The organism is Gracilibacillus ureilyticus (assembly GCF_900111195.1).
GTDB lineage: Bacteria > Bacillota > Bacilli > Bacillales > Amphibacillaceae > Gracilibacillus > Gracilibacillus ureilyticus.
Window position 1 is genome coordinate 1 of the sequence record NZ_FOGL01000030.1, and the last position, 20000, is coordinate 20000.

The window sequence follows — 20000 nt, forward strand, 5'->3', positions numbered from 1 at the left end:
GAATCAGCTAAGTTTTCAACAGACTTTTGAAGGGAGATACTGTCCACTTCTTTTAGGAAAGGATAATATTCTTTTAACTGACGAACTGCTTTAACAGCGCCATATTTATTGAAAAAATCACCTTTCCAATTGTTTGATGGCAGTTGCCCGTTTTGTTTCATTTCCTCTACGATGAACCAATAAGCATCTTTTTGTTTCTGTTTACCAAGGAAGAAATTGAACACGAATCTGGAGCAACCAATTGTCTTATTAATTAGTTGGATTTGTTTTTGATTAGGAAAGATACGAAACTTAAACGTTTTTTTAACTAACATGATTTCACCTCACTCACCTAGAACGTATGTTCTTATTATATCATGTCGGTGCCTGTTTTGTCTATCGCCAACCGCCATTCATCTCCCCCTTATCGCTGAAATAAAAGCCCTCAGCACTTGAAGAGGGAGTATTCTGTCGGATATTGATAAATGCACAATCAATTCTCCAGCTCAGTTGATTTACAGAAAATAAGCAGGGACCTGTCAAGTCCCTGCTTCTCACTTCAACACTATTTCCGCTACGTTTTCTACATGCACCGTCTGAGGAAACATATCCACTGGCTGAATTCCTTTTACCTCATATCCGTTCTGTACTAAATATTTCATATCCCGCACCTGTGTTATCGGATTACAGGAAACATAAACTATACGCTTCGGTTTAAGCTTCACTACACTGGACAAGAACGCTTCATCACTCCCGCTTCGAGGTGGGTCCATGATTACTACATCCGCTTTCTCACCACGCGCTGCCATCTCCGTCATAAATTCGCCGGAATCTCCTTGATAGAAGCGGGCATTTTTCACACCGTTGCGCTTTGAATTGCGGATTGCGTCTCGAACAGCATCCTTATTCAACTCTACTCCAATGACTTTACCAGCTTTTTGACTGGCAATAAGACCAATTGTTCCGATCCCGCAGTACGCATCAATGACGGTTTCACTTCCAGTCAACTTGGCCATTTCAATCGCTTTTGCATATAACTTTTCCGTCTGGACCGGATTAATCTGATAAAAGGATTTTGCGGAAATATCAAACTTCATTCCACAAAGAGTGTCTGTTATCGTCCCTTTACCGAACAACACTTTCTCCTGATCACCCAGAACCATGCTCGTATTCTGGTTATTCACGTTCATAAGGATGGTCGTAATCTCTGGGTTAGCCTTCCTGAGAGCCTTCACAAAATTATTACTGCCTTTAAATATAGGTGAAGCTACAACAAGCACCACCATGATCTCACCACTGACCTTGCCAACCTTCACCAGGACGTGACGCAGGAAACCTCGTCCAGTGTCTTCATTATACGGCTGCATTTTAAAAGACTTCATCATATTCTTAATTGTTTGCCAAATCTCATCTGCTTTCGGATCGTGAATGAGACACCGATCCATCGAGATAAGTTTATGACTATTTTGAGCGTATAACCCGCCAATAATCTGCCGGTCTTTATTCAGGCCAAACGTTGTATGGCTCTTATTGCGGTAATCATACGGATGGTCCATAGTTAAAATGGGTTCCGATTTACCGAATGGTTTCATCAATTTATCTATTGTTTCCTGTTTGAAACGCTTTTGCGCTTCTTCATTCATATGCAACAGCTGACATCCACCACACTCATAAAAATAGGAGCACATTGGCTCGATTCGGTCTCTAGATGAAGTGATTACCCGCTTCAATTCCGTATTAACATGCTGCCCACTAGTGGACAAAGTAATCTCAGCCGTTTCACCTGGCAATAAATGCTCTACTTCTAGCTGCTTTCCTTTCCACTGTACGATGCCTTTCCCCTCGTTGGTTAGGCCTGTGCAGGTAACTTCTGCGGTTACAGATTTCTTGTTACCTTGACGCTTATTTGTTTTTGAGGTCTTACCTTTGGATTTGTCGCCCTTATGAGTAGTCAATGCGGAGCGTTTTGTCCCATATGTTTTTTTCGCTTGATTGTGTGTTTTTCCTGGTTTATATTTATTCTTTTTGCTTTTATTCATAGGCACTTCCTATCCATTTTCCTTTGGTTTCTTATTATATACTATCCAAAGTCTGTAGTAAAACTAACTAATGTAAAAAGACTGCCTCTTAATATTGTATTGGACTGTCCTGTTTTTTTCACCTGGAATATTACTAATAAGGCTAACGATGCTAGATAACTGGCCGGGGGTTGAGATCTTGATCTCACTCACTATTTTAATAGTAAGCATCTGGATCTTCATGAAACTTGCTGGCAAGATTTTTAAAACAGGAATATTAATGTACGGTAAAAATGCAACACCGCTGGAAATATGGAAATGGATTCGTACATAATCAGTGTGGAGGCTCATATTGAAATTCACGCCCCTAGAAAGAGTACGGGCGTTTTTCAAAAGATGTAATCTATTAAAGTAGTATTAATGCGTTTCGCTCTACTTATACAGTAAATTTTTAGATAATGAATAAGATAGCCAGACCCTCTCCGTGGATATTTGTCCATATGAGGGCCTGTTTCCATAGCTCTTAAATCTAGAGAAGTATATTTCTTTATTAATGTCATTAAAAAGTATCTAATTGATCCAGATTATTTTCTTTAATTCCGTCTGGTTCACTACGGAGTATGTCCCGACCATACTTATGGAATACATCGACATGCTCAAGTTTGCCTGCTTTTGCTTCATCAATTGCGGTGACGTAGTCTAACTCTCTACCACTATTCGTTTTAAATGCAATAATATCGCCATCCTCATTTTTTCGAACAGCAACAATCTGTTCTTTCCCAAGCTCTGCTGATTCTGATACTTCCTGCCGTGCTTGTTCTCCACCCTGCTGTTTATAATCTTGAAATATTTTCTCGAATTCTTGATTGTCCATATTCCACACCTCCCAAGCATATATGTAGTTTGTTACAAAGGTGAGTTTTTATGTAATCTCTCTCAAGTTTTTGGAGGCCACATAATCCACTTGATTTATCACAATATAAGGTACAAGTTGACGTATCTAGTAATCCGCATTACGCTGAATAGAGATGTTAAAAATTAATTAATATACTAGGAGTATTAACAATGAATAAAACTCAATCATTAAATGAAGTATTACCAGACCTTAAACCGTTTCTTCAAACCGCTTGGGATAAAGCTGGCTTCGAAAAACTAACAGCCATTCAGCAGCTTACGGCGCGTCTTATAATCGAAGGAAAAGATATCATTGCCGAGTCACCAACAGGCAGTGGTAAAACGTTAGCTTACCTTTTACCGCTTTTGCAACGTATCGACCTAACACAAAAAAATACGCAGTTGGTTATCTTAGCATCATCACATGAACTAGTGATGCAAATACATCAGGAAGTTCAGGAATGGTCAAGAGATAGCGGTCTTGGCAGTGCTACACTAATTGGCGGAGCAAATGTAAAACGCCAAATTGAAAAATTGAAAAAGAAACCGCAAATCGTCATTGGCACACCAGGACGAATGAATGAACTAATTAACCAGAAAAAATTAAAGATGCATCAAGTAAATACAATTGTATTGGATGAAGCAGATCAACTGTTGGTACCCGAACATTCATCTGTTATTGAAAAAATTGTGAAAAGCACCTTGAGTGACCGTCAATTGCTCGTCTTTTCGGCAACTCTACCTGAGAAAGTACAATTAAAGGCAGAGGAGCTAATGAGCATTCCTGAAGTAATTCGAGTAGGTAAAGAAGATGATGAGCGACCAAATGTGGACTATATGTATCTTGTTTGTGAAGCGAGAGATAAAATTGAATCACTAAGGAAGCTCATACGAAACCATGAAATGAAAGCACTAGTATTTGTTAAAGACATTACAACCCTTTCGGTACTGGCAGAAAAGCTAGATTATATGGGAATTCATGCAGGCTTTTTACATAGCGACTCCAAAAAACAAGAACGCGCTAAAGCAATTAAAGAATTCCGCGAGGGAACATCCGAATTATTACTAGCCTCTGATGTTGCTGCAAGAGGCTTGGATATTCCTGATATTACCCATGTTATTCATATGGACTTACCTAAAGAGGCGACGCAATTTGTACACCGCTCTGGTAGGACCGGGCGGTTGGGGTCTGACTCAGGCACCGTTGTAGCGATTGTCACGGATAGTGAGGAGCGACAACTGCAGAAGCTTAGTCATCAGTTAAATCTGACTTTTTCCAAGAAAGTTCTAATTAAAGGGGAATTAGTGGATTCAAGATAATTCAATTTCTGTATTTTTACTTTACCTAACAAATTGAGATTACATGGTAATCAAATAATAACAGTCATATCCACAAAAACTTATGTTTGTCAATTGGCTAAACGGGTAAAATAAATATATAGCCCAATTCCAATAGAAAGGATGAGCAGAATAATATGTCTAAAAAAACACAGTATCAACCTATAGGCGGAAATGGAAGTGAACCATCAGACGCTCAGGAAGTCCTTTATGCCAAAGAATTTAAACAAGCAGATATTGCTGGCGGATATCGAAAACCTAAAGTAAAAGAAGCAAAGAGGGAAAATCCTAACCTCTAGGAATAGTCATTGTAAAGCAGCTTTTGTAAGCTGCTTTTTTTAATCCTTTTAAATGCACTGTTATTATTTTTATAAGTGAAAGGATATTAAGCAGCAGCTAATTTTAGATAATCTACAATTCAATTAAAAAAAACCTTCCTTCTTCTATCATGTTCGGAAACAAAATAAAACACCCATAAATGCTGGTCCATTAACATTTTGAGTGTTTTATCTTATCTTAAACTTACTTGGTAATACCGAAATAACCACTAATAATTATTTTTAACAGGCCTGGCACCTTTGTTAGTTCACCAATCACCATGTGTTTGATTAGGTTATTTACTAATCGCTATTTTTAACTATATTCTTAACTCCAACATACGTTGCATAGAAATATGCACCATATATAATTCCAAGGAGTAATGAACTTACTATTATACTTTTATAGTGGAATGAAAACATATTACTTTCTGCTGCTATTCCAACTATTGAATGGACAACCGCCAGACCTAACGGAACCAAAAAATAGATTAAGCTTTGTCTCAAAATAGCTTTGTTTATCAATTTTTCAGTGACGCCAATTTTCCTTAGAGACTTATATCGTTCCAGACTATCACTTGCATCAGATAACTGTTGCAATGCCATGACTGCCGAACTGGAAATTATAAATATAAGACCTAAAAACAGGCCAAGAAATACAATCAATGCTGCCATACCATTTTCTTTATCTTTTAATTGATCCCTTGTACTCCCAATAACTAAAGCTGGGTTAATATCTCTATACTTGTCTTCTGAAAGGTTATTAAACAGGTTTGAAAATTTCTCTTCCGATTTCTCATCATAGCTTTCATCATACATTACATTAAAACTTGAGAACTCTAATTGCATTGCTCCATTGAAGTTATCAGGAACTATGAGATAAAAGAATTCGCTGCTCCCTGTGTTCTTTATACTCTCCTCTATGGGAGCTGTATTTTTAATGGTGTATTCTTTGTTATTAATACTGATGCTGGTTTCATTTTTCATAAATTCAGGCAATGCATTATTCACCCGGCTGTAGCTAGATACAATTAATACCTCGTTCTCCTGTAAATCAATAGCATCTTGCCCTTTGAGATTTCTGATTGAATTATAATCTGATATTTTAACAGCGGATATTTCACCACCCAAATAATTCTGCTCTAAATCGATTTGTTCCTGGTTGTTTAAATAATCTGATAACAATTGTTCTATCGTAATATTAAGTTTGTATTCATTATAAAAGATATGTTCTTCATAAGATTCGAATTTAAAGTTTATTTCATTTAAGTATTCTTCTATATCATTTACTTTAGGGTCTTCAGTTTTGTTATTAACAACTAAAAACGCTGTAGCGTCAAAATCTCTATTTCCTGCTGAACTTCTATCAATAGTTCCTTTTAAATCAAAGGCAGCAAATAAGAGTGTAATGGTTAAGAAAAGCATTAGACATATTAATGTCATGGACAAAAAGTTAGTATTTATCTTGTTGTTTAACTGTCTTAGTACAAATATATTTATATCTTTAAAATATATCTTTTTATTTTTTTGCATAATATGGATAAAGAAGTTGGAAAGACTAAAAAAGAATAACAGAGTACCGATAACGCCCATTATGATAGTAATAAATAAATCAGTATTATCAGCATCCAAACCTGTTTTAAGCATCCTGGTGTAAGCCATTGCTAATAACGCTAATGATAAAACAAATATAAGCACCGATACAAAAGAATTCTTTAGTTTTACTTCTTCATTCTTTTTTGCTGCATTAAGCATGTCAATCAATTGGTATCTTGAAATAGTAAATTGATTGAAGATCATTACAATAAAATAGATTATCCCAAAATATACAACCGATTTAATAACTGCACTTAACGAAATAATAAACTTATATTTATTCAGGTCTACCGATAATATGTTAGCCACAAAAATCGACAGACCCTGTGATAAGATAATTCCGAGGAGAATTCCTACCACAAGGGAGAGCACACCAATCAATAGAGTTTCTAAAATTAAGATTCTTGATATTTTACCTTTAGACATCCCTAATGTCATGTAGATGCCTAACTCTTTTCTTCGCTTTTTTATTAAGAATTTATTTGCATAAATGATTAATCCGCCGAGAACAAAAGATACAAATACGGATGTTCCCGCTATAAGTTTATTTAATGTTTCCATAAAGGTAGCATTTTTATTTAATTCTAAAATTGAATTCTGTGATTCAATCGAGTTGAAACTGTAAAATATACATACGGCAAGGGTCAATGTTAGAAAATATATTGAATAATCCCTAAAGCTTCTTTTCACATTATTGATTGCTATTTTAGAGAACATTGCCAACATCGCCTCCAAGCAAAGTAACTATTTCAATAATTTTATTGAAGAATTCCTTTCTTGTATCATTTCCACGTATTAGTTCATTAAAGATTCGTCCGTCTTTAATAAACAGAATTCTATTAGCATAGCTTGCCGTAAAGGAATCATGAGTAACCATCAATATCGTCGAATGATATTCCTTATTCAGCTTTTCAAATGAATCCAGAAGTAATCTGGATGATTTCGAGTCTAAAGCGCCAGTAGGTTCATCGGCCAAAATTAGCGAGGGTTCAGAAACGATGGCCCTTGCACTTGCTACTCTTTGCTTTTGCCCCCCTGACAATTGATATGGATACTGGCTAAGTATGTGGTTAATATCAAGTTTTTTCGCAACATCCTTAATCAGTTTATCTATTTCATATATTTCCCTCTTCTGTATGGTTAGGGCTAAAGCTATATTTTCGTATGCAGTTAGTGTATCAAGAAGGTTAAAATCCTGGAAAACAAAACCCAATTCATCACGTCTAAACTCTTCCAAAGCTTTTGACTTAAGTACCGTAATATCTTTTTTATTAATAATAATCTTGCCCGTTGTTACATTATCAATAGTTGAAATACAATTTAACAGAGTAGTCTTACCACTTCCTGAAGGACCCATTATTCCTAGAAATTCACCCTGATTTACAGTAAAACTTATATTGTCAATTGCTTTTGTAATATTGCCTTTATTACCATAATATTTTTCAATCTTTTCAACACTTAAGATATTTTGCATATTATCCTCCATCATTTTCTCTTTGATTTCTTCTAATTCATGGCGTTTCCTATATCTCTATTTTTTTACATCAAATTCTGTTTTAGTCTCGATAATATCTGTATCATCTACATAAATAGTGACACCGTAATGACCTTCTTCAAGGCCTTTAGGAGCTGATAACTTTGCCGAGAAATATCCTGCTTCATTAACCTCAATTTCTTCTTCAACTAATAATCTGTTTTCTGTACTAATTGTTCCTTTGTACCATACGATCTCTGCTTTTTTAATCCAGAAACGATTCCTTTTAGCAGAGAAATAAACTTCATCTTCTGGTGCAAACTCAGTAGTTATATCTACAGGTTTTCCCTTATCATCAATATTTTTCGAGACAACACCCTCTACAATTTTTGGATCAGTAATGTACTCATATCCAAAGTAAGCTCCCACTATTAAAATAAGCACTACTAATATTGGTGTTATAATTTTTTTAAATTCTGTTTCTTTCAATGTTAATTCCTCCAAAAACTATTATTTGTTATTAGTTTATCAGCAGTTCTGATGATCACATATTGGTTTATATTTTATTAAGGTTACATTTTTGCAAGATAGAAAAAATAACGGGTTTACAGCTAATGTGTCTACAATAGCCATAAACCCGTTATTAAAAGATGTATTAGCACATTAAGTTAATGCCCCCTAAGGGAAAAATAATACTCACCTTTGTGCCCTCTCCAGCATCTGATTCTAAAACAAGCCCTAAACCGAGCTGATCTGCAAGTTTTTTGCACAAGTAAAGACCTATCCCGGTAGACTCTCCAAACTTCCGCCCATTCTCTCCAGTAAATCCTTTTTCAAAGACTCTGTTTATATCCTTATCTAGAATACCGATGCCATTATCCTCTATGGTAAGTATAATATTGTTTTCATTTCTAACCGAATCGATTGTTACCCTTCCATCACGTTCCCTGTTGTATTTCGTAGCATTACCGATCAGTTGATTCAATATAAATTCCAGCCATTTCGCATCACTGTAAACTGTGCCTTCTACTCCTTCAATATCTATAGTAATACCTTTACTAATAAAGTCTCTCGAATTTCTTTTTATCACACTTCTGACAAGGTCAGCTAAAGAGACCTCTTTTATAAGATAATCCTTGCTTACATTATTACTTCTTGAATAATATAAAACCTGTTCTATATATTCTTCAATCTTTTTTATTTCATCTTTAATATTTCGAGTAATGTGATTTTGATTATTCTCTATGATTAAGCGAGTGGATGCAATCGGAGTCTTTATCTCGTGTACCCACGTTTCTATATATTCTCGATACTCATTTTCCCTATCTCTATAATTTTTCACATGCTCATGCATTTCCTTGTTTGCCTGTCGCAACAGATCATATAAAAGCTTACCTTCTATATGGTCAGGTTCTTTCATTATTTCTGCTAACAAATACTTTTTATCCAAATTGTCCATAATACTATTTAACTCATTATATAAAATTTTCTGTTTCGTAAATTCTATAGTTATATATGTAAATATCGGGAAAAACCAAATAAAGAAAATCAGAAAAATGATACTGGTGCTAATGTTAATCAGTAACATAATACCGCATATAACGGTGAATAGAATAAAATTGATCAGTAGAAATATAGTTCTGTCTTTTAAGTACTCCTTCATACTCATGGAAGTATATATCCTAATCCGCGTCTTGTTTCTATATTTTTTTTCATCCCTAATCCTTCAAGTTTTTTTCTTAATCTTGTAACATTGACAGATAAGTTATTATCATCAACAAAAACATCTTCGTTCCACATAAAATCCATTAGATCATCCCTTGACACTATCTTTCCTTTATTTTTATATAAGCAAGAAAGTATTTTAATTTCATTTTTAGTTAGCTCTGCAATTTTCCCCTTATATTTAACAGAACCATTGGATAGATTAAACTCTAAGTCATTATATACAATCGTGTCCCGAATGCTGGATCCGTTAACTCTTCTTAATATCGTTTCAATTCTAGCCATGAGAATTTGAGTATTATATGGTTTTGTAATAAAATCGTCTGCTCCCAGATTCATGCTCATAAGCTCGTCCATCTCACTATCCCTGCTCGTAACTACTATTATAGGTACATCAGAGTTTTTTCTTATTTCTCTGCAAATGTAGTATCCATCAAATACTGGCAGGTTAATGTCTAGAAGGATCAGATCAGGTTCTTCCTTTAATGTATCTTTAATAATATCCTCGAAATTTGTTGGGGCAGCAACTTCATATCCGTATCTGATTAAAAAGGTTTTAAGTTCCTCTCTTATCTTTTCTGTATCTTCTATTATAACTATCCTTGCCATCGATTCACTTCCCTTTGTACAAACCTTTTTTTCATTAGATAAGAAAATGATTCATCTTGATAGCTTCATTCTATAGTAATAAATTTATATTTCAATACTTTGAAGATTTAAATATATTAAATTTATTACCAACTTTTTAATTTTAAAATGAAACATAAATTATGAATGTTTTACATGTAAGGACTGGTATGTCAACACTAAATCGAACAAATTTTTAAAGGTTGATTAACTTGTATTCAGTCGGTGTTAAATAATCTAGTGATCCGTGAAATCAAATGTGGTTGAACCAATGTACATAATCAAAAAGTTCAAGGTCAAATTCGTGTTGGTTAGTAAAATAAGCCCTTTTGACAAACTCTGTTTTGATCGTTTTGAATGTACCTTCTGCCACGGCATTGTCATAGGGTGTTCCTTTTTCGCTCAGTGAGCGCTCGATGCCAAACTTTTCTAATGCCCGGTCGATTAGCTGGTTCTTAAACTCACTGCCTCTATCGGAGTGAAACAATTCAAGCTGATGAAGATTGTATGGGACGGATGCAAAGGCACGTTGAACTAGGCCACACTTTTATGAGGTCCTGCACTGTGGCCAATAATTCCCGATTATATAAATCTACTAACACGCAAATATAATGCCACTTCTGCCCAACTCTTACATAGGTTAAGTCACTTACTACTACCTTTAGTTCTTGATCCTGATCAAATGCTCGATTGAGGGTATTTCCTGCTTCTGACTCGTTACAGGAGAACTCGGACGGCTTGAATTGAGCGACAGTATTCTTGGAAACAAGTCCTTGCTCTTTCATGATTCTTCCTATCCGACGTCGGGACACAGTCCAGCCGAGCTTCTGAAGCTCCACTTTAATCTTTCGCTGGTCATAGTTTTGGCGGCTTTTCTTAAAAATGTCCACAATCTGATCGGTTAATTCTTCTTCTTGGTCATCACGAATCTTTGCTTCATAATAGTAGGTACTTCTGGCAATTTGCAGGACGCCACACATTTCTGATACCGAGTATTTGTGAGGATTATTCCGGATCACATCTACTTTCGTCCCATGATCAGCGCGGCCTGCTTTTTAGAGCATCTAGCATTTTAATGCGTAGATACTTTTATACCTTTAGGTGCAAATATCGTTTTCCATGGCCAGTTTTTGGTTTTCTTTCCGAAGTTTGATTAGTTCTTCTTGTTCTGGTGTGCGATTGTCTTTTTCCTAAAACAACCCATTATCATGATACTGTCGGACGCATGCAGCTGTACGATTTGCTCTTCGAATTCCTTGGAAAAAGTTCTTCTCGCTCTTTTGGTCATTTTAAAAGCTCCTCGGTTTGTATTTGAACCAAGTCTAACTGACCATAACCAACTTGTCCAAATAAGTGTAACCTATTCAAATATTACTGGATAAAGGTCCAGCCCCCTTCATGCAATTCATTCTTTATTTTTGTCCTCTATACGTAGACAATTGTATTCTTGAGAAGTCTGATCCACTGCTCCTGTTTCATTTAACCATGGACCAATAATCTTGTTATCTAATTCTACGGAGTTTGGATCTCTTTTAGTTTTACCCATTTAAAACACTCCTTTAGCTTTAAAGTTATTATTACACTCCCTCATATCCAATTAAATACAGTGAATGCTTCTTTATTATCATTACATAGAAAAAGGCACGAAAACAACATTCGTGCCTTTACATATCCTATTTGCTTAGAAATCTCATTTACAGCTGGCGTGGCTGTTGCTCCTGTCCGGAACCGTTGGATTTCACGTCATCTTTCACAGATACTAACTCATCCTTCGCATCCGTTGCTTTATCTTTTATTTCCCCTAATTCATTTTGCGCTTCTTTCAAGGATGATTTTATTTCTTTTGATTCCTCTACTACATTCTGAGTTGTTTCTTTAATATCTTTCGCTTGTGTATCCAGAATGTTCTGGATTTTATTGAGGGTCTCTTTGGATATCTCTGTCGCATTTTGGAGACGAGCGATAATGGCATCTTTGGCTCCACGTGGATCTTCTTTTATTGCTGTAGTATAGTTGCTGACAGAATCTTTCACGTTTCTTGATGTATCTTTTACTTTCTCACGTGCATTGCTATTCAGAAGAATCAAGGACGAAGCTCCAGCGATGGCTCCGGCCACTATTGCTCCTTTTTTCACCTTTTTTTGTTGTTCCATTGTCATACCCAATTCAAAAACTCCCTTCCATGTTATCCTTTTTTATAAGATAAGTTACTGGTTAAATTCCCATTATCCAATAAATTAAACCTTTACTACAAAAAAAGAGCATAAGATGTGAGGTACTCCTGTTATTCTATTAATAAGAGGAGGTCAATAATGGATACCTTTAAAAGCAGGAAGGTTGCAATGAAATATTTAAAGCCAAATACCAATAGGAAGCTACTCTAATTCTTACTCGACTTAGAAATAATAGTATATAAAATAGCGGTCAAAAAAATGGTTTTGTATACCGCTCCAACGTTTCTGTAAAGAATGGTAAAGGGTTAATATCAAACCAGTTGTTTTTGATAATTACGTGCAAAAAGGATAATAACAACCATCAAAATCGATAACCCAGCCAGCACAAAAGCTACCGTAGTTGTCGTTGCATGATCCATCAAACTCCCTGTTATCAATGGAAAGAATATGCCACCCGCTCCACCTGAGGCAATTAATATACTCGTGATTTTATCCGTACTTCCAGGCAATAAGGTGGTCGCATAGACAATCGCAATACCAAATACACCAGCCATCATTAATCCAATCAATACTATTAACACGTAGCTCAACCACAGACTAGTTGCCATTCCTAATATAGCTATAAAAACAACCGTTCCTGTACAACAAATGATCAGATAGCGAGCATATTGCAACCATTCAGCTAAATATCCCGCAGCTAAACGACCAGCGACCATTGCTCCCCAAAAAATAGTGACAGACAGTGTTGCTAAAAAGGTAGCTGCTTCCACCTGATTCACTAGAATAGCAGGCAAGAAATTCATCACACTGATTTCTAATCCAACGTAAACGATGAAAAAGATCATAAACATAGTTAAAATGATACGATGCTTTGTTGAAAACTGGACTTGTCCGTTTGTTTTCGGTTGGATAACTTTTCCCATATGCTCTTCTAAAGGGCCAAATGATGTTTTCATCCAGAAGATGCCTATCACTACTGCGTATACGCCTAACACAAGAAACGAATAGCGCCATAAATCCGTAGATGCGAGCCAGCCGGATATAATCGGCATGATTAAAGAACCAAGACCAAAAAACACTTCTAATCTACTAAAAGCAATCGCTGGTTTATCATTGATCGCATCAATAATTAAGGCACCCACCAATGGTTCAATGATACCAAAACCAAATCCAGTAAAAATAGCAATGAAAAACCAAAATTCCCATGGCACAAGGGACATAAACATGATTTGAGCCAGTGCTATCGATATAAAGGAGAATATAAGCGTCCTTCTTCTACCTATTAATCTAGATAAATAGGACGCTGAAATCACCCCTGCCAAAAATCCTACAGATTGGCTGGCAATTAGAATACCACCTTCCGTGTAGCTTCGATCATAGTAATCCAATATCTCAGTCAAAATTGATCCAAGTATAATGTGTGTAAATCCAATAAGTAAGTATGTAAAAGACCCGATCCAAATTAAACGTTTCATATATCCTCCTGTTGTTTACCTATTCTTATGTATTTGTAAAATTAGCTATCAGAATAATTACTCTTAACATAGTTTATCCTATCATGAAAATCATTTTTTGTAAGTTAATCACGTTTTCCGTCCTTTGAGAATAGATGATATACTTAAATTACAGTTATTTCTAATAAATATGGAAGTTATTGTAATGTCCTCTTATAAAAAGTACAAAGAATCGATTGATATTTGTATCAACATGTTTATCGTCTCCCATTTTTTTCATATTATATTATTTCACTCAACTCATTTTAAAAAAATGAAGCGATATTTATTATGGAATTGCCACCGTTATAAATTAGTTCGTCTGTTTAAGTCCTTTGAAATACACAAGAATGATTGGCAGCTAATTAACTACAACGGTTTGTACCACGATGCTTCGTTATTTCTTGGCAGAGATCATTAAAAACATCGGTCTCCGATTTTCATCTTCCATTTGGGGATCATTTGCTAACATTTCACCAGATGGAAACGATTAAGTTTAATTATACATTATCATTGTTATGATACACTGTTAAAGCTGTTTCATTGTATTACCAGTAAAAAAATATGTTAAAGTAAAAGGATAAAATCATACACGAAAACAAAGTTCAGTAAATACAAATTGGAGGAAACTATGATTAGTAAACATGTAATGATTGATACGGATTGGCTTGAAGCTCACTTGTATGACCCGAAACTTCGATTGCTTGATGCAACGGTTATTATGAAACAAGATGAGAATGGAGTGGATATATCATCAGGAAAAGAAGAATATGATAAAGAACATATTCCAGGTGCAGTTTTTGCAGATCTTATGCATGAACTAAGCGATACGAAGGCACCCCTTCCATTCACTGCGCCGTCACACGAAGAATTTGCACAAACAATTTCTGATTTAGGTGTTGGGGAAGGTACCTATGTAGTTGTCTATGATCGTGGAGCTGTTGTAGGAGCAACATTCACAGCTTCAGATTGGGCTTCGCGTTTATGGTGGCAACTTCGCCTCGAGGGTTTCGATGAGGTATATGTATTAGCTGGTGGCTTACCAAAATGGAAAGAAGAAGGTCGTCCATTGACAGATGAACCAGGATCTTATCCAAAAGCAACTTTTACAGGGCAACGAAGACCTGAATTACTTGCATCAAAAGAAGATATGAAGAATGCTATGCATGACACCTCCACTGTCATCGTTAATTGCCTATCTCCTGCTGAGTTCAAAGGTGAAACAAATGCTTATCCACGTAATGGGCATATTCCAAACAGTAAAAATGTGTTCTTTGGGGATGTTACAGATCCGGAAACAAAAGGAGTGCCAGACAAAGAAAAATTACACGAACTTTTTGATCCAGTCGGAGCATTAGATAACTCCAACAAAGTAATCACTTATTGTGGTGGTGGAATTGCTGCAACATGGAATGCATTAGCACTATTCACACTTGGTCGTGAAGATGTTGCTATCTATGACGGTTCCATGGTGGAATGGTCATCCGATGAGAGCCTCCCGCTTGAAGTAGGGGAATAAGCTGTAAATATACAAAACCCTAGGTATTTTTATACTTCGGGTTTTGTTATGTGTAGTTTGTTACCGAACCGAATTCGCTTTTTCTGGCTAGATGACTGGGAATAAAATAAGTTCATGAACGCCTAATTAAGCCAACTTTAGTTAAATTTTACTAAGCTTGAATTAATATGTTATTTAAAATAGTAAACACTAGGTAGGTACTTATTAATTTCGTATCCATTTCTTACTAGTAGCTTCCCTCCCCTATAAATGTTATAATAATTGTGCGATGAGCTGATTTGTGTAAGACGAGGAATGGTAATATATGCGAATGTGGTCGCATAATTTCTCGCCACAAATATACGTAAAAAACGTCTGTTTTTATACAGGCGTTTTTTCTTATTAGGGAAAAATTCAATTAATTCTAGGACTTGGGGCCAGACCCTCTCCATGGACAAATGTCCATATGGAAGACCTGACCAAGCTTGAACCAATAAACACCTCTATCTCAATTCATCTTCCAATGGTACAATCACCTGATCCAATAACATCCTCCACTGACGCTTCATTTCTGGTCCATATTTCAACGGTTTTGCATCCGGGATGGGAATTACCAACTTCATGTGGAATTGGAGCGTGTCCATCATCATTGTCCGAGTTGTAACCAAGTAACAGAAAAAGTGCATTGTTCGAATGACTTTGTAACGATAACCTCTTCTAATCCTGGTAAAGAAATGTTAGAATTCAATTACACGCATCTCCTTTTTGTGATTTGTTTATTGGTCTAAACAAAGTGTAACAAAATTAGGAGATTGCGTGTTTTAATTTGTTTGAATTATAGAGCCATAAAATGAAACCCTTCTCTAATTAAGAAGGGTTTCATTTATATTGCAACCTGTCGTATTTAACTGTTGAGGTCTATTTCCATACTATTTTAAAATGTTTCTCTTTCTAAGGTTTTCCACTGTAACCTCATCTAAATTTAGTATTGCATCATCTTCAACTGATTCTTTTTCTACCTCTTCGGACTTGAGATTAATGGTTAACTCCTTCTTGTCCCAATCGATGGAATCAATTAATTCTGGTCCTATAACTATTTTTTTCCCTGGTAACCAATCACCAGTATCGACAATTAAATAATGAATCGCCCATGCATTGTCATCGATAACAAAATCGATCACATTACCAATATCATCATCGGCGGCTTTAACAGTATAACCAGTAACATGCCCTTTAAGCTCATTTACACTTCTTAAAGAAGGCTCATCGTTATTAACTGATTCATTCATATTCGTTAACTCATCTGGTTGATAGGCCATTGGAATATTTGCAGGACCCCATAACCCACCGCCAATCCAATAGGGCTGCCAACCATAATAGGTATGAAGATCCATTTCTTTCCTTCTTGAAACAGGCTGATGTTCATCCATTGATGGGCTGTCTTTTATTTGCTGTTTGGATGCCAATACAGAAATTTGGTCATTTGTTGGGTCCACCTTGTCGAAAGAAACGGGAGATAGTAACACCTTCCTTCCAGGTAACCATTTCATTGTATCGATAACCAAATAACGTACCATCCATTTTTCACTATCAAAATATAAGTCTTTTACTTTCCCCAATTCATCATCCGTGGCCTTTATATTACATGACTCTATTGAACTTGCTTTATATAGAATAATGCATCCCTCCTCCAGTTTTTAATCAAATTTATTTTATTATCATACTTTACATATAACCTGTTTATTCAATTGTTAAACAATAGACTGGAGTGGGCTTTTGATCATTTTTCAGAATATTGAAATCCTTACCTTTTGAACTGCTTCCGTTTCCTGAGATTCAATATGTTAGTCTACCTTCTTGCTCATATTGTTTTAGATGAATAAAGGAAAGAATGAGGAGTTAATTGCAATTGGTAGAAATCACTCAAGACATCGTATATTTCCCCCTAATTGGACAGAATGGTTAATGCTAATTTAAGGCCAAGAAGCGACATTAAATAAGTATGAAAAAAAACACCTCTCTAATCAATTAATTTGATTACAAAGGTGTTTTGCTTTCATAGATTCATCTGTTCATTAACTATAGCTTATCCTCTACTTTTTCAGAAGCTTTTCTAGCTAACAGATAATAAGATAAAAAAGCCAAAAAGCTTGCTGAGAAGATAATAATTCCCATTGGAATAGCTGTATGCTCCCCTGCTATTCCTACAAGTGGAGCCGTGAAGGAACCAAGTAAAAATGGCAGTACACCTAGTAATGCAGACGCACTTCCTGCAATATGTCCCTTTGTTTCCATAGCCAATGAAAAAGCCGATGTTGCAATAATACTGATGGAAGTAACTAAAAAGAAAATGGGAATAGCAACAGCAATTAATGGTGCTTCTAACAGAAGAGCTATTAGCAATATAATAGCTGATGAATTAGAAAGCAGTAAACCTATCTTTAAAAAAGTTTTCTCAGGAATAAATTCTGAAAATCGACCAACAAGCTGCGTCCCCATCATTAAACCGAAACCATTTACCCCAAATAACAAGCTAAATACTGTTGGTGATACACCGTAAATATTTTGATAGACAAAAGAAATACCTGAGACATAAGCAAAAATCCCCGCAATGGTAAAACCTTGTGTGAATGCATAACCCGAAAATTCACGGTCCTTTAATAAAGATCCAAAATTGCTAACTACTTGTTTAAAGTTACTCGGTACACGGTTCTCCGCTGGTAATGTTTCCTCCAGTTTAACTGATACAACGAGAGTTAGAATAAGACCAATGCAAGCCAAGACAATAAAAATCACATGCCAATTGGCAAAGGTAAGAATTCCAGCTCCTATGACAGGCGCAATAATTGGCCCAAGATTTCCCACCAGCATTAACAATGCAAAAAATTTAGTTAGTTCTCTTCCACTATAAAGATCACGAACAATTGCCCTTGATATAACAAGCCCACCAGCAGCAGAAAAACCTTGTATAAAACGAGCAGCAATTAAAACATAAATATTAGGAGCAAAAGCACATGTTATAGAAGATAGTAAGTACAAAAAAAGAAAAATAAGCAAGGGCTTACGGCGTCCTTGCACATCACTCATCGGACCTATAATTAATTGCCCCAATCCTAAGCCTAACAAGCAAGTGGTTAAACTAATTTGCACCAATGAAGCATTCGTATTAAATTCCTTTACAATAGTAGGAAATGAAGGCAAATATGTATCGATTGTAAAAGGCCCTAAAAGTGCAAGAGATCCCAATAATAAAGCAACCTGTAATCGTTTAGTCTTAGATAATGTATTCAAAATTTCTATCACCTTTCCGTCAAGTTATGCTAATAACTTATAAGTTCATAATATGTATTGCTTTTTTGTTCCTTTCTAAAGATAAGTAAACTAGTAAGCAGAAGAAACGAAAATTTTGAAGTGAATAGTGACTTTTATGCCATCAATACAGGTGATAAAAGTACTTTGCTGAATTTCACTAGAGTTATAAGAATCATTTTTACCGCTTTCAATAGTGTATTACTTTAGGAGGAATTTTTCACTAATTATGCTTGTTCTACTAAATTACTTTCTTTATTTGACCCTCTTACACAATACCTGTTATCTGCCCCATCTCTTTAATGATTCCACACAATAAAATAAAAAAGACAGGAGCTGGAATAAATCCAAGCTCCTGCAAAAGTTATGCTCTTGTGAATCCCTCTTCCTCTAAAAATGCTCTAGCCTCATTATATGAACGAAATGTACCATCAAGATTTTGACCGGCATAAACGTTCCACAAATCCCCTTCGTTCACCAAAAGAAGCGAGTGTTTTTCTGAATTCATCCAGCATTCTTCTTCAAATTCCTCTGGTGTCAATGATTCCAATGATCTTTGAATGACTGTACGTAATTCAGCTTCAGAAAAGTCTCTTATATTAATCATGCCTTTGTGATCTGTTTCATAGTCACTAAGATATTCTGCATAAACAAATCCATTTCCATTAGGATGCAAATGGTACACAACATTCTTTTTATCATCAGCACTTTCTTCATAATGAAAATTAACTCGATTCATCGATACATTATGTCTTGTTAATTCAGGAAAAGATTCAACGATTTTTAATTTTTGTTCAAAAGTTAACATGTTACCTCCATTTTTGTGTCGGATAAGATTGATATAAATTATACCACTAAAATTCCACATCACAAAACAAGCCATTGTAGATGGGAATGGACGCTTATTCCCGTGAAGCGAGCTATGATGAATCGTCACGGAACATCCTTTTTAAATTCTCAACACCTTCTTACTAACTAAAAACCTTGTGCTTCTACCCACCCAGATAACCTTCTCTCACGAATCTGTTCCTTTTTCTTTAACTCCATCATATTTTCCTAATCTAAGTTGATCATGGATGTTTCCGTCCAAGAAAGATGACCCTGTATGTCCTTGCTGCCACTTTCGCATCATGTTTAGCGAAGATGTGCCAAGTATTAAGTGTTTAGAAAAGTGGTTATTATGATTGGAGAAATCGATCAAAAAGTAACCAAAGAAAGCATCGAAAAAAGCTTACTGCCCAAGTGAAGCGTATTAATATGTCGTCTCAGAAATGATATGGCAGAACTCAAATAACTCAAATATTGAAACAAGGTGGTTGGGAGGTATCTCAGAAGACGGTAACCCGTATCATGAAGGAGAATGGGCTCCGTTCTAAAACGGTCAAAAAGTACAAGGCAACGACCAATTCGAAGCACAGTTATCCGGTCTATCCAAATTTACTGAAGCAGAACTTCCAAGTAAACAAACCTGGAGCTGTTTTGGTTAGTGATATAACCAAATGTTTGCACAAAGGAAGGTTAGTTATATTTAGCGACTGTCATGGACTTATTTTCAAGA

The 20000-nt window shown here is 35.6% G+C and carries 17 protein-coding genes and 3 pseudogenes; 5 read left to right on the forward strand and 15 right to left on the reverse strand.

Translation table 11 applies throughout. The annotated features are described in order from the left end of the window. The coding region (locus tag BMW36_RS19500; protein ID WP_089744272.1) for a helix-turn-helix domain-containing protein at positions 1–314 on the reverse strand (314 nt) is incomplete at its 3' end. Positions 315–533: 219 nt separating this feature from the next. Next, complete coding sequence (gene rlmD / locus BMW36_RS19505) at positions 534–2018, reverse strand: 23S rRNA (uracil(1939)-C(5))-methyltransferase RlmD (protein WP_089744274.1); 1485 nt, start codon at positions 2016–2018, stop codon at positions 534–536. A 112-nt stretch (positions 2019–2130) separates the two neighbouring features. Between rlmD and BMW36_RS19510 the strand changes: the two are divergent. Then, a pseudogene (locus tag BMW36_RS19510) lies at positions 2131–2331 on the forward strand (ABC transporter permease); the annotation flags it as partial. A 225-nt stretch (positions 2332–2556) separates the two neighbouring features. Here the strand turns inward: BMW36_RS19510 and BMW36_RS19515 are convergent. Next, a complete protein-coding gene (locus tag BMW36_RS19515; RefSeq protein ID WP_089744276.1) occupies positions 2557–2871 on the reverse strand; it encodes a DUF3892 domain-containing protein in 315 nt (104 codons plus the stop codon). A gap of 191 nt (positions 2872–3062) precedes the next feature. On the opposite strand from BMW36_RS19515, the gene BMW36_RS19520 reads away from it, so the two are divergent. Together BMW36_RS19520 and BMW36_RS19525 are read left to right on the forward strand one after the other, a co-directional pair. Then, on the forward strand, positions 3063–4211 hold the full coding sequence (locus BMW36_RS19520) for a DEAD/DEAH box helicase (protein ID WP_089744278.1): 1149 nt from the start codon (positions 3063–3065) through the stop codon (positions 4209–4211). Positions 4212–4366: 155 nt separating this feature from the next. Continuing rightward, the gene (locus BMW36_RS19525) at positions 4367–4528 is read left to right on the forward strand and encodes a YfhE family protein (RefSeq protein ID WP_089744280.1); all 162 of its coding nucleotides are present in this window, start codon (positions 4367–4369) and stop codon (positions 4526–4528) included. Positions 4529–4849: 321 nt separating this feature from the next. Here BMW36_RS19525 and BMW36_RS19530 read toward each other — a convergent pair whose 3' ends face one another. The 9 genes and pseudogenes from BMW36_RS19530 to BMW36_RS19565 form a co-directional block, all read right to left on the reverse strand. Then, positions 4850–6868, reverse strand: coding sequence for an ABC transporter permease (locus tag BMW36_RS19530; RefSeq protein WP_245711752.1), 2019 nt, complete (start codon positions 6866–6868; stop codon positions 4850–4852). Then, the gene (locus tag BMW36_RS19535; RefSeq protein WP_089744285.1) at positions 6849–7616 is read right to left on the reverse strand and encodes an ABC transporter ATP-binding protein; all 768 of its coding nucleotides are present in this window, start codon (positions 7614–7616) and stop codon (positions 6849–6851) included. The genes BMW36_RS19530 and BMW36_RS19535 overlap by 20 nt, the downstream gene beginning before the upstream one ends. A 57-nt stretch (positions 7617–7673) precedes the next feature. Continuing rightward, the gene (locus BMW36_RS19540; protein ID WP_089744287.1) at positions 7674–8105 is read right to left on the reverse strand and encodes a hypothetical protein; all 432 of its coding nucleotides are present in this window, start codon (positions 8103–8105) and stop codon (positions 7674–7676) included. A 166-nt stretch (positions 8106–8271) separates the two neighbouring features. Continuing rightward, positions 8272–9285, reverse strand: coding sequence for a sensor histidine kinase (locus BMW36_RS19545; RefSeq protein WP_089744289.1), 1014 nt, complete (start codon positions 9283–9285; stop codon positions 8272–8274). Next, a complete protein-coding gene (locus BMW36_RS19550) occupies positions 9282–9950 on the reverse strand; it encodes a response regulator transcription factor (protein ID WP_089744291.1) in 669 nt (222 codons plus the stop codon). The genes BMW36_RS19545 and BMW36_RS19550 overlap by 4 nt, the downstream gene beginning before the upstream one ends. A gap of 271 nt (positions 9951–10221) precedes the next feature. Beyond that, positions 10222–11256: pseudogene (locus tag BMW36_RS19555) on the reverse strand (IS3 family transposase). A gap of 117 nt (positions 11257–11373) precedes the next feature. Continuing rightward, entirely contained in the window at positions 11374–11514 is a 141-nt protein-coding gene (locus tag BMW36_RS20460) for a hypothetical protein (protein ID WP_175480528.1), read from the reverse strand. A gap of 148 nt (positions 11515–11662) precedes the next feature. Continuing rightward, a complete protein-coding gene (locus BMW36_RS19560; RefSeq protein WP_089744293.1) occupies positions 11663–12133 on the reverse strand; it encodes a hypothetical protein in 471 nt (156 codons plus the stop codon). Positions 12134–12453: 320 nt separating this feature from the next. Further along, positions 12454–13617 (reverse strand): MFS transporter, encoded by a 1164-nt coding sequence (locus BMW36_RS19565; protein ID WP_089744295.1) that lies wholly within the window; start codon positions 13615–13617, stop codon positions 12454–12456. 649 nt (positions 13618–14266) lie between these two features. On the opposite strand from BMW36_RS19565, the gene BMW36_RS19570 reads away from it, so the two are divergent. Further along, positions 14267–15154, forward strand: a complete 888-nt coding sequence (locus BMW36_RS19570; protein ID WP_089744297.1) for a sulfurtransferase — start codon at positions 14267–14269, stop codon at positions 15152–15154. Between the two features lie 908 nt (positions 15155–16062). On the opposite strand, the gene BMW36_RS19580 is transcribed toward BMW36_RS19570, so the two are convergent. The 3 genes from BMW36_RS19580 to BMW36_RS19590 form a co-directional block, all read right to left on the reverse strand. Further along, positions 16063–16827 (reverse strand): PRC-barrel domain-containing protein, encoded by a 765-nt coding sequence (locus BMW36_RS19580; protein WP_089744300.1) that lies wholly within the window; start codon positions 16825–16827, stop codon positions 16063–16065. Between the two features lie 385 nt (positions 16828–17212). Then, complete coding sequence (locus BMW36_RS19585; RefSeq protein WP_089744302.1) at positions 17213–18424, reverse strand: multidrug effflux MFS transporter; 1212 nt, start codon at positions 18422–18424, stop codon at positions 17213–17215. A 382-nt stretch (positions 18425–18806) separates the two neighbouring features. Next, on the reverse strand, positions 18807–19250 hold the full coding sequence (locus BMW36_RS19590; RefSeq protein WP_089744304.1) for a hypothetical protein: 444 nt from the start codon (positions 19248–19250) through the stop codon (positions 18807–18809). Positions 19251–19576: 326 nt separating this feature from the next. Here BMW36_RS19590 and BMW36_RS20880 point away from each other — a divergent pair. Next, positions 19577–19961, forward strand: a pseudogene (locus BMW36_RS20880) (IS3 family transposase); the annotation flags it as partial. Positions 19962–20000 lie beyond the last annotated feature (39 nt).

Coding starts and splice junctions, on each gene's coding strand:
- rlmD (WP_089744274.1), bottom strand. CDS start 2,018: ATGAATAAAAGCAAAAAGAATAAATATAAACCAGGAAAAACACACAAT.
- BMW36_RS19515 (WP_089744276.1), bottom strand. CDS start 2,871: ATGGACAATCAAGAATTCGAGAAAATATTTCAAGATTATAAACAGCAG.
- BMW36_RS19520 (WP_089744278.1), top strand. CDS start 3,063: ATGAATAAAACTCAATCATTAAATGAAGTATTACCAGACCTTAAACCG.
- BMW36_RS19525 (WP_089744280.1), top strand. CDS start 4,367: ATGTCTAAAAAAACACAGTATCAACCTATAGGCGGAAATGGAAGTGAA.
- BMW36_RS19530 (WP_245711752.1), bottom strand. CDS start 6,868: ATGTTGGCAATGTTCTCTAAAATAGCAATCAATAATGTGAAAAGAAGC.
- BMW36_RS19535 (WP_089744285.1), bottom strand. CDS start 7,616: ATGCAAAATATCTTAAGTGTTGAAAAGATTGAAAAATATTATGGTAAT.
- BMW36_RS19545 (WP_089744289.1), bottom strand. CDS start 9,285: ATGAGTATGAAGGAGTACTTAAAAGACAGAACTATATTTCTACTGATC.
- BMW36_RS19550 (WP_089744291.1), bottom strand. CDS start 9,950: ATGGCAAGGATAGTTATAATAGAAGATACAGAAAAGATAAGAGAGGAA.
- BMW36_RS20460 (WP_175480528.1), bottom strand. CDS start 11,514: ATGGGTAAAACTAAAAGAGATCCAAACTCCGTAGAATTAGATAACAAG.
- BMW36_RS19565 (WP_089744295.1), bottom strand. CDS start 13,617: ATGAAACGTTTAATTTGGATCGGGTCTTTTACATACTTACTTATTGGA.
- BMW36_RS19570 (WP_089744297.1), top strand. CDS start 14,267: ATGATTAGTAAACATGTAATGATTGATACGGATTGGCTTGAAGCTCAC.
- BMW36_RS19590 (WP_089744304.1), bottom strand. CDS start 19,250: ATGTTAACTTTTGAACAAAAATTAAAAATCGTTGAATCTTTTCCTGAA.